This is a genomic window from Amorphus coralli DSM 19760, from assembly GCF_000374525.1.
In the GTDB taxonomy this organism is placed as follows: domain Bacteria; phylum Pseudomonadota; class Alphaproteobacteria; order Rhizobiales; family Amorphaceae; genus Amorphus; species Amorphus coralli.
Window position 1 is genome coordinate 423,504 of the sequence record NZ_KB894574.1, and the last position, 14,451, is coordinate 437,954.

The 14,451-nt window shown below is 69.0% G+C and carries 15 protein-coding genes; 11 read left to right on the forward strand and 4 right to left on the reverse strand.

What is annotated here, in order from left to right:
- The first annotated feature begins 29 nt into the window (after nucleotides 1-29).
- The 7 genes from C507_RS0114995 to C507_RS0115025 all read left to right on the forward strand — a co-directional run bounded on the left by C507_RS0114995 (nucleotide 30) and on the right by C507_RS0115025 (nucleotide 7,122).
- Nucleotides 30-1,295: an imelysin family protein gene (locus tag C507_RS0114995; protein ID WP_018700531.1), complete on the forward strand. Its 1,266-nt coding sequence runs from the start codon at nucleotides 30-32 to the stop codon at nucleotides 1,293-1,295.
- A gap of 130 nt (nucleotides 1,296-1,425) precedes the next feature.
- Entirely contained in the window at nucleotides 1,426-3,003 is a 1,578-nt protein-coding gene (locus C507_RS0115000; protein ID WP_083923573.1) for a di-heme oxidoreductase family protein, read from the forward strand.
- On the forward strand, nucleotides 3,003-4,130 hold the full coding sequence (locus C507_RS0115005) for an imelysin family protein (protein WP_018700533.1): 1,128 nt from the start codon (nucleotides 3,003-3,005) through the stop codon (nucleotides 4,128-4,130). Before C507_RS0115000 ends, C507_RS0115005 begins: the two co-directional genes overlap by 1 nt.
- 168 nt (nucleotides 4,131-4,298) lie before the next feature.
- Nucleotides 4,299-5,381, forward strand: coding sequence for a DUF1513 domain-containing protein (locus C507_RS0115010; protein WP_018700534.1), 1,083 nt, complete (start codon nucleotides 4,299-4,301; stop codon nucleotides 5,379-5,381).
- A 240-nt stretch (nucleotides 5,382-5,621) separates the two neighbouring features.
- Nucleotides 5,622-6,218: a TetR/AcrR family transcriptional regulator gene (locus C507_RS0115015; RefSeq protein WP_018700535.1), complete on the forward strand. Its 597-nt coding sequence runs from the start codon at nucleotides 5,622-5,624 to the stop codon at nucleotides 6,216-6,218.
- Between the two features lie 4 nt (nucleotides 6,219-6,222).
- Nucleotides 6,223-6,510 (forward strand): YciI family protein, encoded by a 288-nt coding sequence (locus C507_RS0115020; RefSeq protein WP_018700536.1) that lies wholly within the window; start codon nucleotides 6,223-6,225, stop codon nucleotides 6,508-6,510.
- 3 nt (nucleotides 6,511-6,513) lie between these two features.
- Nucleotides 6,514-7,122, forward strand: coding sequence for a DNA-3-methyladenine glycosylase I (locus tag C507_RS0115025; RefSeq protein ID WP_018700537.1), 609 nt, complete (start codon nucleotides 6,514-6,516; stop codon nucleotides 7,120-7,122).
- Nucleotides 7,123-7,134: 12 nt separating this feature from the next.
- On the opposite strand, the gene C507_RS0115030 is transcribed toward C507_RS0115025, so the two are convergent.
- Genes C507_RS0115030 through C507_RS0115045 form a run of 4 tightly spaced genes read right to left on the reverse strand, consistent with a single transcriptional unit; the run spans nucleotide 7,135 to nucleotide 10,644 of the window.
- Entirely contained in the window at nucleotides 7,135-7,989 is an 855-nt protein-coding gene (locus tag C507_RS0115030; protein WP_018700538.1) for a metal ABC transporter permease, read from the reverse strand.
- Nucleotides 7,986-8,807 carry a metal ABC transporter permease gene (locus C507_RS0115035; protein WP_425386855.1) on the reverse strand — a complete coding sequence of 274 codons (822 nt, stop codon included), beginning with the start codon at nucleotides 8,805-8,807 and terminating at the stop codon, nucleotides 7,986-7,988. The genes C507_RS0115030 and C507_RS0115035 overlap by 4 nt, the downstream gene beginning before the upstream one ends.
- A gap of 35 nt (nucleotides 8,808-8,842) precedes the next feature.
- Complete coding sequence (locus tag C507_RS0115040) at nucleotides 8,843-9,745, reverse strand: manganese/iron ABC transporter ATP-binding protein (protein ID WP_018700540.1); 903 nt, start codon at nucleotides 9,743-9,745, stop codon at nucleotides 8,843-8,845.
- The gene (locus tag C507_RS0115045) at nucleotides 9,730-10,644 is read right to left on the reverse strand and encodes a metal ABC transporter substrate-binding protein (RefSeq protein ID WP_018700541.1); all 915 of its coding nucleotides are present in this window, start codon (nucleotides 10,642-10,644) and stop codon (nucleotides 9,730-9,732) included. The genes C507_RS0115040 and C507_RS0115045 overlap by 16 nt, the downstream gene beginning before the upstream one ends.
- Nucleotides 10,645-10,889: 245 nt before the next feature.
- Here C507_RS0115045 and modA point away from each other — a divergent pair, with 245 nt between their 5' ends.
- From modA to C507_RS21545, 4 genes are all read left to right on the forward strand, one after another.
- Nucleotides 10,890-11,654 carry a molybdate ABC transporter substrate-binding protein gene (gene modA, locus C507_RS0115050; RefSeq protein ID WP_018700542.1) on the forward strand — a complete coding sequence of 255 codons (765 nt, stop codon included), beginning with the start codon at nucleotides 10,890-10,892 and terminating at the stop codon, nucleotides 11,652-11,654.
- Between the two features lie 19 nt (nucleotides 11,655-11,673).
- On the forward strand, nucleotides 11,674-12,357 hold the full coding sequence (gene modB / locus C507_RS0115055) for a molybdate ABC transporter permease subunit (RefSeq protein ID WP_018700543.1): 684 nt from the start codon (nucleotides 11,674-11,676) through the stop codon (nucleotides 12,355-12,357).
- Complete coding sequence (gene modC / locus C507_RS0115060) at nucleotides 12,354-13,469, forward strand: molybdenum ABC transporter ATP-binding protein (protein WP_018700544.1); 1,116 nt, start codon at nucleotides 12,354-12,356, stop codon at nucleotides 13,467-13,469. The genes modB and modC overlap by 4 nt, the downstream gene beginning before the upstream one ends.
- A 111-nt stretch (nucleotides 13,470-13,580) precedes the next feature.
- The gene (locus C507_RS21545; protein ID WP_018700545.1) at nucleotides 13,581-14,222 is read left to right on the forward strand and encodes a UbiX family flavin prenyltransferase; all 642 of its coding nucleotides are present in this window, start codon (nucleotides 13,581-13,583) and stop codon (nucleotides 14,220-14,222) included.
- Nucleotides 14,223-14,451 lie beyond the last annotated feature (229 nt).

Genomic DNA, 14,451 nt, shown 5'->3' on the forward strand with positions numbered 1-14,451 from the left:
CTATTTCCGGACTTCAGAAGGAGACTGCAATGTTCCGTGACCTCTCGCTCGCCGTCGCCGTTTCGGCGGTGGCCTTCACGCTGCCGGCGGCGGCCCAGTCGCCCAAGGACGTGCTGACCACCTATGCCGACATCGCCCACGCCGGCTACGAGGATTCGCTGAAGACGGCAAAGGCGCTGGACGCCGCCATCGATGCGCTGATCGCCGACCCGTCCGAGGCCACGCTCGGTGCCGCCAAGGCCGCCTGGATCGCCGCCCGCGCCCCCTACCAGCAGACCGAGGTCTACCGGTTCGGCAACGCCATCGTCGATGACTGGGAGGGCAAGGTGAACGCCTGGCCGCTGGACGAGGGCCTGATCGACTATGTCGATGCCTCCTACGGCACGGAATCGGATGCCAACGCGCTCTACACCACCAACGTGATCGCCAACCCGGAGATCACCATCAACGGCGAGGCCGTCGACGCCGCCGAGATCACCCCAGCGCTGCTGGCCGACACGCTGCAGGAGGCCGAGGAAGTCGAGGCCAACGTCGCCACCGGCTACCACGCCATCGAGTTCCTGCTCTGGGGCCAGGACCTGAACGGTACCGGCGCCGGCGCCGGCATGCGCCCGGCCAGCGACTACGCCTCCGGCGACGCCTGCACCCACGGCAACTGCGACCGCCGCGCCCAGTATTTGAAGGCGGCCTCCACCCTGCTGATCTCCGACCTGGAAGAGATGGTCGGCAACTGGGAAGAGGACGGCGAGGCCCGTGCCACGCTGATGGAAGACGAGAATGCCGGCCTGGTGGCGATCCTCACCGGCATGGGCTCGCTCTCCTACGGCGAGCTGGCCGGCGAGCGCATGAAGCTCGGCCTGCTGCTGCATGATCCGGAGGAGGAGCACGACTGCTTCGCCGACAACACGATCAACTCGCACTTCTTCGACCAAGTCGGCATCCGCAACGTCTACACCGGCCACTACCGCCGGATCGACGGATCGGTCGTCGAGGGTCCGTCCATCAGCGACCTGATCGCCGCCGCCGACGGGGCGCTGGCGCAGGAGCTGACCGACAAGATCGAGGCGACCATGGTCGCCATGGCGATCATGAAGGCGCGCGGCGAGACGGTCGAGGCCTACGACCAGATGATCGGCGAGGGCAACGACATTGGCAACGCGGTGGTGCAGGCGGCGATCGACGGCCTCATCGACCAGACCCGCTCCATCGAGCGGGCCGTCGCGGCGCTGGAGCTGACGGACATCGAGTTCGAGGGCTCCGACAGCCTCGACAACCCGAACGCCGTCTTCCAGTGACCTGACGGATTACTCCGTTCCACGCGAGCGATGAGCGGGCCCCGGCCCGCTCATTCCGTTTCAGGAGCCGGCGGACGGGACGATTTGTCCCTGCGGCCGCCCGCCCACATCGAGTAGATTGCCGCCGATCATGACCCGTTCGGCCCCGCCCCACCCGTTGCGCCACAGGCTCGTCCTGCCGGCCGCCTGCGCCCTGCTCGTGGCGGGCAGCGCCGTGCTGGCCGCCGCCGGATCCACCGCGCCCGGTCCGCTCCCCGGCCTGCCCACCACCCGCACCGACCTGACACCGAAGGACCGCGCCCGGGTGGAGGCCGTGACCCGGCCGGCGACCGCGTTTTCCGGGCCGGAGACCTTCGAGCGCATGTCGGGCGGCGCCGCCACCTCCACCGCGCGCGTCGGCATCAACTCCTTCTCCGACTTTTCCGCGAACCTGAGTTTCGAGGGCGAGCAGGACTTCAAGCTCGGCAACGGCCTGTTCAAGAAGGTCTGGGTGCCGTCGCCGTCCTCCACCCAGGCCTCCGACGGGCTCGGTCCGCTATACAACGCGCGCTCCTGCCAGCGCTGCCACCTGAAGGACGGGCGCGGCCACCCGCCGGCCGGCCCCGACGATGCCGCCACCTCCATGTTCCTGCGCCTGTCGGTGCCGCCGAAGACCGAGGCCGAGCACGCCGCGCTCGCCGCCCGCGACCTCGTGTTCATTCCCGAACCGACCTATGGCGGCCAGTTGCAGGACTTTGCCGCGCCCGGCATGCCCATCGAGGGCACCATGCGGATCGACTACGCGGAGATCCCGGTCACGCTTGGAGGCGGCGAGACGGTCAGCCTGCGCAAGCCCACCTACTCCGTCGCCGATCTCGGCTACGGCCCGATGGACCCGGACGTGATGCTGTCGCCCCGAGTGGCCTCGCCGATGATCGGGCTGGGGCTCCTGGAGGCGATCCACCCGGCCGACATCCTCGCCCACGCCGACCCCGACGACGCCGACGGCGACGGCATCTCCGGCCGGCCGAACATCGTGCGCGATCCCTTCACCGGCGACCTGACGCTGGGCCGCTTCGGCTGGAAGGCCTCGATGCCGGACGTCCGCACCCAGTCGGCCAACGCCTTTTCCGGCGACATCGGCATTTCCACGCCGGACGTCCCCGACCCGTGGGGCGACTGCACGGAAAACCAGGCCGAATGCATCGAACGGCCCACCGGCGTCCAGCACCGGCTTGGCGACACCGAGGCGCCGGACCCGATCATGGAGCTCGTCTCCTTCTACTCGCGCAACCTGGCCGTGCCGGCGCGGCGCGATGTCGACGACCCGGCGGTGCTTGAGGGCAAGCGGCTCTTCTACGAGGCCGGCTGCGCCGTCTGCCATGTGCCGAAATTCGTCACCCGCCGCGACGCGGAGCAGGAAGAGCTCCGCTTCCAGCTCATCTGGCCCTACACCGACATGCTGCTGCACGACATGGGCGAGGGGCTGGCCGACGGCCGGCCGGTTGGCGAGGCGAGCGGCCGGGAATGGCGCACCGCCCCGCTCTGGGGGATCGGACTGACGGAAACCGTCAGCGGCCACACCTTCTTCCTGCACGACGGCCGGGCGCGGAACCTGACCGAGGCGATCCTCTGGCACGGCGGCGAGGCGCAGGCCTCCCGCGATGCCTTCGCCGCCATGCCGCCGGATGACCGCGCCGCCCTGATCTCGTTCCTGGAGTCGCTCTGATGCCCCGATCCCGACTTCGCACTGTCCATTGCACGCTCTCCGCCCTGCCGGCGCTGCTGCTGGCCACAGCGCTCGCCGCGCCCGCCGCGGCGCAGGAGCAGCGCCAGCCGGTGGCCTTCAAGCCGATCCTGGAGCGGATCGTCGCCGACGTGGTGGAACCCTCCTACGACCGGCTGGTGGAGGCCGCTGAGGCCGAGCGCGACGCGGTGGCCGCCCTGTGCGAAGCGCCCGGCGACGACGCGCTGGCCGCCGCCCGGGACGGCTTCGCCGACCTGGTGCTCGCCTTTTCCGCCGTGGAGCCCTACCGGTTCGGCCCGGCCCGCGAGGACAACCGGTTCGAGAAGCTGTTCTTCTGGCCCGACCGGCGCGGCATCGGTCTGCGCCAGGTGCAGGGGCTGCTCGCCGAGGAAGATCCGTCTGCCACCGCGGTGGACACGCTGCGCGACAAGAGCGTCGCCGTGCAGGGGCTCCTCGCCCTCGACTACGTGCTATCCGACGACGACGCGGACGTGCTCGCCGAAACGCCGGCCGGCTATCGCTGCGCCTACGCCGAGGCCATCGCCGGTGCGATCCTGACCACCGCGACGGAAATCCGCGACGGCTGGATCGGCCCGGACGGCTACGGCGCGCTGATGATGGCCGCCGGACCGGACAACCCGGTCTTCCGCAGCCACGGCGAGGCGGTGCAGGAGTTCCTCGAGGCCGGCCGCGAACAGCTGCAGGTGGTCGGGGCGATGAAGATCGCCGCGATCATCGGCGAGACGCCGAAGAAGGCCCGGCCGAAACTCGCCCCCTTCTGGCGCTCCGGCCTGGTGCTGGCCTCGCTGCAGGCAAACCTGGAGGCCGTCGAGGCGCTCCAGGAGGGAGGCGGCATCGCCGAGGCGCTGCCCGAGGATGAGGCCTTCAACGCCGATTCCCTTTCCTTCCAGCTGGGCGAGGCGGCCGGCGTGTTCGCGGCGCTGGAGGCCGACGGACGGGACTGGATCGAACTGGCCAAGGACCCGGGGGCGCACGACCGGCTGAGCTATTCCGCGATCCCGGTCGCCGGCGCGCTCACCATCCTCGCCGACCGCTACCCGGCGGCGCTGGGCCTGACCCTCGGCTTCAACTCGCTGGATGGAGACTGAAGGACTCTCAGGAAAGGGGGAACCGGTTGTCCGAAGGTGCGCCGAAAGATCATCAGACCGCCCTCTTCACCGTTTAACCGACCTGACCGCCTCGAACCAGACAGACTGACGACCCCTCAGGATCATGACCCAGGGGCCGCCGGACCACCCCGGACCCGGAGCCTCCCGATGCACATCAGCCGCCGCACCCTGCTGGCCTCTCTCGCCGCCTTCGGCGCGACGCCGCTCTGCCCGATGGCCCGGGCCGACGGCATGCCGGCCCTCGTCGCCTGCCGCCGCGAGCGCGACGGCAGCCACACCGCCTGCGTCTTCGATCTCGACGGCAATATCCTGTTCTCCGAGCCGCTGGAACGGCGCGGTCACGACGCGGCCATCGCGCCGGACCGCTCCACCGCCATCGTCTTCGCCCGCCGGCCGGACCGGTTTGCCATGGTGCTGGATCTGGTCGCGCGCCGGCGTGTGCTGGTCTTCACCCCGCCGGAGGACCGCCATTTCTACGGCCACGGCTTCTTCTCCGCCGATGGCCGCATCCTCTACGCCACGGAGAACGACTTCGACGGCGAGCGCGGCGTCATCGGGCTCTACGACGCCACCGATGGCTACCGGCGCATCGGCGAGTTCGACGCCGGCGGCATCGGCCCGCACCAGGCGATGCTGATGTCCGACGGGCGCACCATCGCCATCGCCAATGGCGGGCTCGCCACCCATCCGGACTTCCCGCGCATGAAGCTCAACCTCGCGACCATGGAGCCGTGCCTGGCCTATCTCGACGCGGAAACCGGCGACCTGGTGGACCGGGCGGTGCTGCCGGCTGCCTACCGGCAGATGTCGATCCGCCACCTGACGGAGGCCGGAGACGGCTCGATCTGGTTCGGCGGCCAGTATGAGGGGCCGGTCACCGACGCGGTGGAGCTGGTGGGCAGTCACGCGCGCGGCGGCGAGGCGCGCACCGTGTCCGCCCCGCCCCAGGTCTACCGGCACATGAACCACTATATCGGCGCCATGGCGACCAGCCCGGACGGCGGCCGCGTCGCCTCCACCAGTCCGCGCGGCGGCTCCATGGCGGTGTTCGACGTGGCCACCCGGCAGGTGCTGGCCGACCGCGACGTGCCGGACACGTGCGGGCTCGCCGGCTACGGCGACGGCTTCGCCTATACCGACGGCCGCGGCCATTTCTGGCGCGACGGCCGGCTGGTGCGCGCGGACGACGGCATCGCCTGGGACAACCACATCGCCACCGTCAGGCTGTGACCACGCCGGCGCAATAAAGAGCGGGCCGGCGTTCTCAAGATGCTGACGCCGGCCGTCGGCGCCGTCCCATCTTTTCCGAAAATCCCTCGCCCTCTGACCGACCGCCGCCGTGCGCGCGGCGACGTCTCCCGCTTTGCCTTGAGCGGCGGCATCTGCGCGTCTTCTGAGACGGGTGATTGACGCTTTAGGACAACCGTCCTATAGATTTCGATCACAGATGGAATCGAGGCGCTTCACCCAATGCTTGCCGCATCCACCCGCGATCAGATCATCACGGAAGCCGATACGCTTTTTTACGAAAGCGGATTCGAGGCGACCTCGTTTTCCGACATCGCCTCGGCGGTGGGTATTTCGCGCGGCAACTTCTATTACCACTTCAAATCGAAGGACGAGATCCTCGACGCGGTCATTGCGCGCAGGCTCGTCTCGACCCGGGAGATGCTGGAGCGCTGGGAAGCGGAGACGACCGATCCCCGGGAGAGGATCATGAGCTTCTTCCGCATCCTTCTGGTCAATCGCACGAAGATCATGGCGTTCGGCTGCCCTGTCGGCACCCTGTGCGCGGAGCTTGCCAAGCTCGACCACATGGCGCGCGGCCGCGCCGAGGACATCCTTGCCCTCTTTCGCGACTGGCTGGAGGGCCAGTTCCGGGCCCTCGGCCATGGAGAAGACGAGGCAAACGATTTCGCCCTGCACGTGCTCATGCGCTCGCAGGGCCTCGCGATCCTGGCCAGCGCTTTTCGCGACGCGGACTACGTCCGCAAGGAGGTCGACGACCTCGCGGACTGGCTCGACCGACTTCCCGCGCCCGGCGGGCAAACCTCAACCCGGAGATGAGGGCATGTTCATCGTCTTTCTGACGTTTTCCGACAACAAGGCCGCAGCCCCGCAGTTCATGGACGGCCACAACGCGTGGATCGCCGAAGGCTTCGACGCCGGCGTGTTCCTCTGCACGGGCTCGCTGAGGCCAGCCGCCGGCGGCGTGGTCATCGCCCACGGCGAGAGCCGGGAGGCCCTGGAAGCACGCCTCGACGCCGATCCCTTCGTCGTCCACGACGTGGTCAAGACCGAGATCCGCGAAATTGCACCGGGCCGGACCGTTCCCGCGCTCGATTTCCTCACGGCGTGAACCGTGGCCGGCACGATCGCCGGGCCCGATGGCCAGCCGCGCTGCGCGTGGTGTGCCGCTGCGCCGGAATTCCTGGACTATCACGACCGGGAATGGGGGTTTCCCGTCGCCGATGACGTGCGCCTGTTCGAAAAGCTGTCGCTGGAGAGCTTCCAGTCGGGTTTAAGCTGGCGCACCATCCTGGCCAAGCGGGGCGGCTTCGGGGCCGCCTTCGCCGGATTCGACTTCACGGCCATTGCCGATTTCGACGAAACCGACGTCGCCCGCCTGCTGGCGGACGCAGGCATCGTGCGCCATCGCGGCAAGATCGAGGCCGTGATCAACAATGCCCGCCGCGCCTGCGAAATGGTCGCCGAGGAAGGATCCCTCGCAGCTTTCGTCTGGCGTTACGAGCCAACGCCGGATGCGCTTGCGGCGCCACAGACCGCCTCGACATCGGCGGCATCGCACGCCCTCTCCAAGGAGTTGAAACGGCGCGGCTGGCGCTTCGTGGGCCCGACCACGGTCTACGCGTTCATGCAGGCGATGGGGCTGATCAACGATCACGCCGAAGGATGCGCGCTGCGCCCCGACGTGGCCCGCGCCCGGGAAGCCTTCCGGAAGCCCGTGTGACCGGCGCCGTCACTACCCCTCCCCACCCGCCACGGCCTTCCGCTCCGCCCGGGCGGTGCGGACGCTGGACCAGGCGAAGGCGGCGACGAAGGCGATGGTCATCAGCAGCACGATGGTCGGCGCCGGGGCGCTGTCGATGAAGAAGCTCGCATAGACGCCGGCAAAGGACGCCGCCGTGCCGATGGCGACGGACAGCGCCAGCATCGCGCCGAACGAGCGGGTCAGCAGGAAGGCGATGGCGCCGGGCGAGATCAGCATGGCGATGGCCAGTATGATGCCCACGGCCTTGAGCGCGCCGACGATTGTCAGCGACAGGATCGCCAGCAGCCCGTAATGCAGCACGCGGACCGGCAGGCCGACGGCGCGGGCCTGGGCCGGGTCGAAGGCATGCAGCAGCAGGTCGCGCCACTTCAGCACGATGAGGCCGCCGCAGACGGCCGCGATGAGGCCGGTCTCGGCGATGTCGCCCCAGCCGACGCCCAGCATGTCGCCGAACAGGATGTGGTCGAGGTGCACGTCGGACTGGATCTTGGTGTAGAGCACGATGCCCAGCCCGAACATGCCGGAGAAGACCACGCCCATCACCGTGTCCTGCTTGATGCGGCTGTTCTCCTTCAGGAAGCCGGTCGCCAGCGCGCAGACCATGCCGGCGGCGAAGGCGCCGACACCGAGCGGCACCTTGACGATGTAGGCGAGCACCACGCCGGGCAGCACGGCGTGGGAGACCGCGTCGCCCATGAGCGACCAGCCCTTGAGCACCAGGAAGCAGGAGAGCAGCGACGCCGGCAGCGCCACCAGCACGGAGATGATCAGCGCGTTGCGCATGAACTCGAACTGGAAGGGAAGCAGCAGGGCCTCGGGGCTCATGCGGCCTCCCTGATCGCTTCGGCGGCGCGGCGCCTGGCCGCCAGAATGCCGTGCTTGGGCGCGAACACGAAGGCGGTCAGAAACACCAGCGTTTGCAGGACGACGATGATGCCGCCGGTGGCGCCGTCGAGATAGTAGCTGGCATAGGCCCCCACCGCGCTGGTCAGCGCGCCGATGGCGACGGAGATCACCAGCAGGCGCGGAAAACGGTCGGTGAGCAGATAGGCGGTGGCGCCGGGCGTCACCACCATGGCGATGACCAGGAAGGCGCCCACCGTCTGCAGGGCGGCGACGGTGGAGGCGGACAGCAGCGTGAAGAACAGCAGCTTCAGGGCCGTCGGATTGAGGCCGATGGAGCGGGCGTGGTTCTCGTCGAAGAAGGTGACCATCAGGTCCTTCCACTTGAGAAGCAGGATCGCCAGCGAGACAAAGCCGATCAGCGCCAGCTGGATCGTGTCTGACGGCGTGATGGCGAGGATGTTGCCGAGCACGATGGTCTGGATGTTCACCGAAGCCGGCGACAGCGACACCATGAACAGGCCGAGCCCGAAGAAGGAGGTGAAGATCAGCCCGATGATGGCGTCCTCCTTCAGCCGGGTGCGCTGGTTGAGGAACAGCATCGCGGCCGCCGCGAGCCCGCCGGAGAAGAAGGCGCCGACGGAAAAGGGCAGGCCGAGCATGTAGGCGCCGGCGACGCCGGGCACGATGGAGTGGGAGAGCGCGTCGCCGATCAGCGACCAGCCCTTCAGCATCAGGTAGGCGGAGAGGAAGGCGCAGACGGCACCCACCAGCGCCGACACCCAGATGGCGTTGACCATGTAGCCGTAGCCGAAGGGCTGGACGAGGAGGTCGATCACGACCGCAGGCCTCCCTCCGGCGCGACAGGATCGACCTCGTCGCCATAGACCACGAAGGGGCGCTCGTCGTCGGTGATGACGCCGACGGCACGCGGCGCGCCGGCCGCCGCCTCGCCGAGCACGAAGTGGCGTAGCACGCCGCCGAAGGCCTTCTCCAGATTGTCCTGGGTGAAGACGTCCGCCGTCGGCCCATGGGCGAGCACGGTGTTCTTGAGCAGGACGGTGCGGTCGCAGAATTCCGGCACGGAGCCGAGATTGTGGGTGGAGACCAGCATCACCCGGCCCTCCTCGCGCAGCGCCTTGAGAAGCCGGATGATCGCCTCCTCCGTCTTCACGTCGACGCCGGTGAACGGCTCGTCGAGGAGGATGACGCGGCCGTCCTGGGCCAGCGCCCGGGCCAGGAACACGCGCTTGCGCTGGCCGCCGGAGAGCTCGCCGATCTGGCGGTGGCGGAAGTCGGCCATGTTGACCCGGGCCAGCGCTTCGGTGACCGCCCTGCGGTCGGCCGCCGACGGGATGCGCAGCAGGTTCATGTGGCCGTAGCGACCCATCATGACCACGTCCTCCACGAGGACGGGGAAGTTCCAGTCCACCTCCTCCGCCTGCGGCACGTAGGCGATGAGGTTCTGTTTCAGCGCGCGATGGACGCTCTGGCCGAGCACGGAGATCTCGCCCTTCGAGACGCGCACGAAGCCCATGATCGCCTTGAACAGCGTCGACTTGCCGGAGCCGTTGACGCCGACCAGCGCGGTGATCGTACCCGTGGGGATGGCGAAGCTGGCCTCGCGCAGCGCCGTGTGGCCGTTGCGATAGGTGACGGTCACGTCGGAGACGGCGATCCCCTCGCCGTCTCCTGCGTCCCCGTCGGATGATTTCGCCGGTGTCAGCGCGTCAAGCATGAAGCGATGGTGCCCGCTGTTGTCTTTAGAAGTTCTATATAGGTCGGAACCGGCCCGTCGGGATCGCTCAGCGAGTCCACGTAGAGCACGCCGCCATAGGTCGCGCCCGTTTCCCGAGCCACCTGCTCGGCCGGCTTGGCCGACACCGTGCTCTCGGAGAAGACGCAGGTGATGTCGTTCTCGCGGACCGTGTCGATCAGCCGGCGCACCTGCTGCGGCGTGCCCTGCTGGTCGGCGTTGATCGGCCAGAGATAAAGCTCCTTGAGGCCGAAATCGCGGGCCAGGTAGGAGAACGCCCCCTCGCTGGTGACCAGCCAGCGCCGGTCTTCCGGAATGGCCGCCAGCTCCTCGCGGATCGGATCGATGGCGTCCCGGATCTCCTGCTTGTAGACCTCCGCGTTGGCCTCGTAGAGGGCGGCGTTGTCGGGATCGTTGGCGATGAAGGCGTCGCGGATGTTGTCGACATAGACGAGTGCCCCGTCCGGAGACATCCAGGCATGCGGGTTCGGCTTGCCGCTGTAAGGCCCCTCGCCGATGCTCATCGGCTCGATGCCGTCGGAAACGGTTGCACTCGGCACGTCGCGCAGGTTGCGGAAGAATTTCTCGAACCAGCGCTCCAGGTTCAGCCCGTTCCAGAGGATCAAATCGGCATCCTGGGCCTTCAGGATGTCGCCGGGCGTCGGCTGGTAGTTGTGAATCTCCGCCCCCGGCTTGGTGATGGACACGACCTCGGCCGTGTCGCCGGCGACGTTCTGGGCCATGTCGGCGATGACGGTGAACGTCGTCGCCGCCTTGAAGCCGTCGTCCGCGCGCGCCGGCACTCCCGCCAGGACCCCCACGAAAACGCCCGCCGATAGGATCCGGGCTGCCAGCCCGATCACCCTGTTTCCGCTCGACATGTGCGCTCCTCTAGCAATGCGCGTTTCAGTTGCTGTGGCAGGTGTAGCGCATCGGCCGCCAACATTGCAACTGCGAATTAATTGCAAGAAAGAAAATGTCGCGGCTTCGCCGTGTTGCGGGCCGCCGCGCAGGGAACGCATCCGCGAGCCTACGGATCCTTCGCTTCCGCGCCGTCTTGCCAAGGCCGGGTGCGGTGACTACCGTCGCTATATTCCTTTAGATATAGCGAAGGGGCGGAGACGACATGGCTGCAGGCAGGACCGGGATCGCGCTCGCGGCTGCAGTCCTGGTCGCGGGCATCCTCCAGGCCGACCCCGCCGTGGCCGGACAGGCGCGCGTGGCGGTGGCTTCGAACTTCACCGATGCGGCCCGAAGGATCGCCGCCGCGTTCGAGGCGCAGGGCGATCACACGGTGACGCTCTCGTTCGGCTCGACCGGGCAGATCTTCACCCAGATCGCCCAGGGCGCCCCGTTCGATGCCTTCCTCGCCGCCGACCAGACAAGGCCGGAGCGCGCGGTCGCCGAGGGTCTCGCTGTCGCCGGCAGCCGCTTCACCTACGCCAGCGGCCGGCTCGCCCTCTACTCGGCCGACCCCGGCCTCGTGACGGGCGAGACCACCCTGGCACGCGGCACATTCGACAAGCTGGCCATCGCCAATCCCGAAACGGCGCCCTACGGAGCGGCCGCGATCGAGACGATGGAAGCGCTGGGCGTGCTGGACGCAATCCGGCCGAAGCTCGTTCGCGGCGCCAACATCGCCCAGACCTACCAGTTCGTGGCCACCGGCAACGCCGAGCTTGGCTTCGTTGCCCTCTCCCAGATCGCCGCCAGCGAGGGCGGCTCGCGATGGATCGTGCCGGAGACGCTGCATGCCCCGATCGCCCAGGACGCCGTGCTGCTGAGCGAGGCCGCCGACAGGCAAGCCGCGATCGCCTTTCTCGCCTTCCTGAAAGGCCCGGACGCGCGCGCCATCATCGCGGGCTTCGGCTACGGCGTACCCGCGCCATGACCGTCCCGGACCCGCGCCGATGATCGACCCCGCGCTCTGGTCGCCGATCCGCCTGACCCTGGAACTCGCCACCGTCTCCACGCTGGCACTGCTGGTGATCGGTACCCCGATCGCCTGGTGGCTGGCGCGCTCCCGGGCCCCCTGGAAGGATGCCGTCGCGGCGATCGTGGCGCTGCCGCTGGTGCTGCCGCCGACGGTGCTGGGTTTCTATCTGCTGATCGCGCTCGGCCCGAACGGCCCCGGCGGTGTCATCGGTGGCCTGTTCGGCCTGCGCTCCCTCGCCTTCACCTTCGAGGGGCTGGTCATCGGCTCGGTGATCTACTCCCTGCCCTTCGTGGTCCAGCCGATCCGCAACGCCTTCGCCGCCTTCGGCGACCGGCCGCTGGAAGTGGCGGCGACGCTGCGCGCCGGCCCGTGGGACGCGTTCTGGTCGGTGGCGCTGCCGCTGGCCCGCCCGGGCCTTGTCACCGGCGCGGTGCTCGGCTTTGCCCACACCGTCGGCGAGTTCGGCGTGGTGCTCATGATCGGCGGCAACATTCCGGGAGAAACCCGGGTCCTGTCCGTCGCCATCTACGATTTCGTGGAGACGCTGCAGTGGCGCGAAGCGCACCTGCTGTCCGCCGGGCTGGTGGTCTTCGCCTTCCTGGTCATCCTGTCGATGATGCTGGTTGAGAAGCGCCTCGGACGGAGGTCGGGGCTGTGAGCGGCGGAGACCGGCTGTCCGTCGCCCTCAGTGGCCGGGTCGGCGGCTTCGCCCTCGACGCCGCCTTCGCGGCGCCGGTCTCCGGCGTCACGGTACTGTTCGGCCCGTCGGGGTCCGGCAAGACGACGATCCTGCGCGCGATCGCCGGCCTCGCACGCATCGGCGGCCGCGTCGCCATGGGACCCGAGATCTGGCAGGACGACGAGCGCGGAACCTTCGTGAAACCGCACCGCCGGCCCATCGGGACCGTCTTCCAGGAGGCCAGCCTGTTCCCGCATCTTTCGGTGCGCGGCAATCTCGACTTCGCGGCAAAGCGGGCCGGTCCGAGGGCGCGCGAGGAGTTCGATGCCATCGTCGCGCTGCTCGGCATCACGCCGCTGCTGCCCCGCTCTCCCGCGGCCTTGTCCGGCGGCGAGCGGCAGCGGGTGGCGGTGGGCCGCGCGCTCCTCACCGCGCCGCGCCTGCTGCTGATGGACGAGCCGCTGTCCGCGCTGGACCGCGCCACGCGACAGGAGATCCTGCCCTACCTGGAGCGGCTGCCGGAAGAGCGCGGCATTCCCATCGTCTACGTCACCCACGACGTGGCGGAAGTGGCGCGGCTCGGCGACCGGGTGGTGGTGATCGACGGCGGGAGGGTCCAGGCGACCGGCAGCGTGGAAGAGGTGTTCGAGGACGTCGACTTGCACCTGGGCGGCGAGCGCGCCGAGGACAGCGTCGTGGTCGGCGCCCAAGTGGTGCGGACGGATGCCGCGTTCGGCATGACCCGTCTCGACCTCGCCGGCCAGATCCTCTCCGTGCCCTTTTCCGGATTGGCCGACGGCAGCGAGGTCCGGCTGCGCATCCGTGCCCGCGATGTCTCGGTGGCGCTGGACCGGCCGAAGGCCATCAGCGTGCGCAACGTGCTGTCCGCCACCGTGGAGAGGATCGTCGCCGATCCGGATACCGCCTTCGCCGAGGCCCTGCTGTCGGTCGGGCCGGTCCGGTTGCGCGCCCAGCTGACCCGCGAGGCGGTGGCAGAGCTTGGACTGGCGCCCGGACAGGACGTCTTCGCCCTGGTGAAGTCGGTGTCGTTCGACCAGCGCCCGTTTGCGCCGCCCGGTGCGAGCGGCTAGCACTGTACCGACCCGAATTCGAGAGACGCCCGTGATCCGTCCGCTTCGCCCCGTCATTCTCCATCGTAGCGCGCGCGCGGACCGGCCCCGCCGAACTGGATCCGTGCGCTGATGGTCCGCGCGGCGCCCCCCGACCGGCTGATCGTCGGCATCAGCGGCGCCTCCGGTGCCATCTACGGCGTGCGCATGCTGGAAGCCCTGCGCCAGTCGGAGATCGAGAGCCATCTCGTGATCTCCCGGGCGGCCGCAATGACGATCGCCTACGAGCTCGACATCTCCGTGCAGGAGGTGCGCGAGCTGGCCGATGTCGTGTACCCGATCCAGGACGTGGGCGCGGCCATCTCCAGCGGCTCGTTCAGGACCCGCGGTATGGTGGTGGCCCCCTGCTCGGCCCGCAGCCTCGCCGACATCGCCTACAGCTCGACCGACTCGCTTCTGACGCGGGCCGCGGACGTGGTGCTCAAGGAGCGCCGCCGCCTGGTGCTTCTCATGCGCGAGACGCCGCTTCACCTCGGCCACATCCGGGCGATGGCCCAGGCCACCGAGATGGGTGCGATCGTCATGCCGCCGGTGCCGGCCTTCTATGCCAGGCCGACCTCGATTGCCGAGATCGTGGACCACACCATCGGCCGCGTCCTCGACCTGTTCGAGATCGAGACAGACCTCGTCCGCCGCTGGCGCGAGCATGAGGAAGACGCGATGCCGCTCCAGGATCCCGGGGCACATCGCGGCGCGGACCTGCCCGACGACTAGCCGGCCTCCGGTCCCCAAGTCCCGGAAGCCCCGAATCTGCCCGGCCCGACCCGGGTGTGGCAGGACCCCTGAGGTTGTCCGCTTTAAATCGGACATCCGGGGATGGCTTCCGTCCCACCGTGCCAGTTTCCCGGCTCCGACAGGAGCCCGGGATCGAGGCGGGGACAGTTGAAGCAGCGCCCTCCCCCCGCAAGCCCCTGCAAAAACGAACCAAACAGGGATCGGCTGG

What these genes read in the sequence shown, in the direction of transcription:
- C507_RS0115010 (WP_018700534.1), top strand. Translation starts at nt 4,299, where the DNA reads ATGCACATCAGCCGCCGCACCCTGCTGGCCTCTCTCGCCGCCTTCGGC.
- modB (WP_018700543.1), top strand. Translation starts at nt 11,674, where the DNA reads ATGATCGACCCCGCGCTCTGGTCGCCGATCCGCCTGACCCTGGAACTC.
- C507_RS0115045 (WP_018700541.1), bottom strand. Translation starts at nt 10,644, where the DNA reads ATGTCGAGCGGAAACAGGGTGATCGGGCTGGCAGCCCGGATCCTATCG.
- C507_RS21545 (WP_018700545.1), top strand. Translation starts at nt 13,581, where the DNA reads ATGGTCCGCGCGGCGCCCCCCGACCGGCTGATCGTCGGCATCAGCGGC.
- C507_RS0115015 (WP_018700535.1), top strand. Translation starts at nt 5,622, where the DNA reads ATGCTTGCCGCATCCACCCGCGATCAGATCATCACGGAAGCCGATACG.
- C507_RS0115030 (WP_018700538.1), bottom strand. Translation starts at nt 7,989, where the DNA reads ATGAGCCCCGAGGCCCTGCTGCTTCCCTTCCAGTTCGAGTTCATGCGC.
- C507_RS0114995 (WP_018700531.1), top strand. Translation starts at nt 30, where the DNA reads ATGTTCCGTGACCTCTCGCTCGCCGTCGCCGTTTCGGCGGTGGCCTTC.
- C507_RS0115035 (WP_425386855.1), bottom strand. Translation starts at nt 8,807, where the DNA reads ATGGTCAACGCCATCTGGGTGTCGGCGCTGGTGGGTGCCGTCTGCGCC.
- C507_RS0115005 (WP_018700533.1), top strand. Translation starts at nt 3,003, where the DNA reads ATGCCCCGATCCCGACTTCGCACTGTCCATTGCACGCTCTCCGCCCTG.
- C507_RS0115000 (WP_083923573.1), top strand. Translation starts at nt 1,426, where the DNA reads ATGACCCGTTCGGCCCCGCCCCACCCGTTGCGCCACAGGCTCGTCCTG.
- modA (WP_018700542.1), top strand. Translation starts at nt 10,890, where the DNA reads ATGGCTGCAGGCAGGACCGGGATCGCGCTCGCGGCTGCAGTCCTGGTC.
- C507_RS0115040 (WP_018700540.1), bottom strand. Translation starts at nt 9,745, where the DNA reads ATGCTTGACGCGCTGACACCGGCGAAATCATCCGACGGGGACGCAGGA.
- C507_RS0115020 (WP_018700536.1), top strand. Translation starts at nt 6,223, where the DNA reads ATGTTCATCGTCTTTCTGACGTTTTCCGACAACAAGGCCGCAGCCCCG.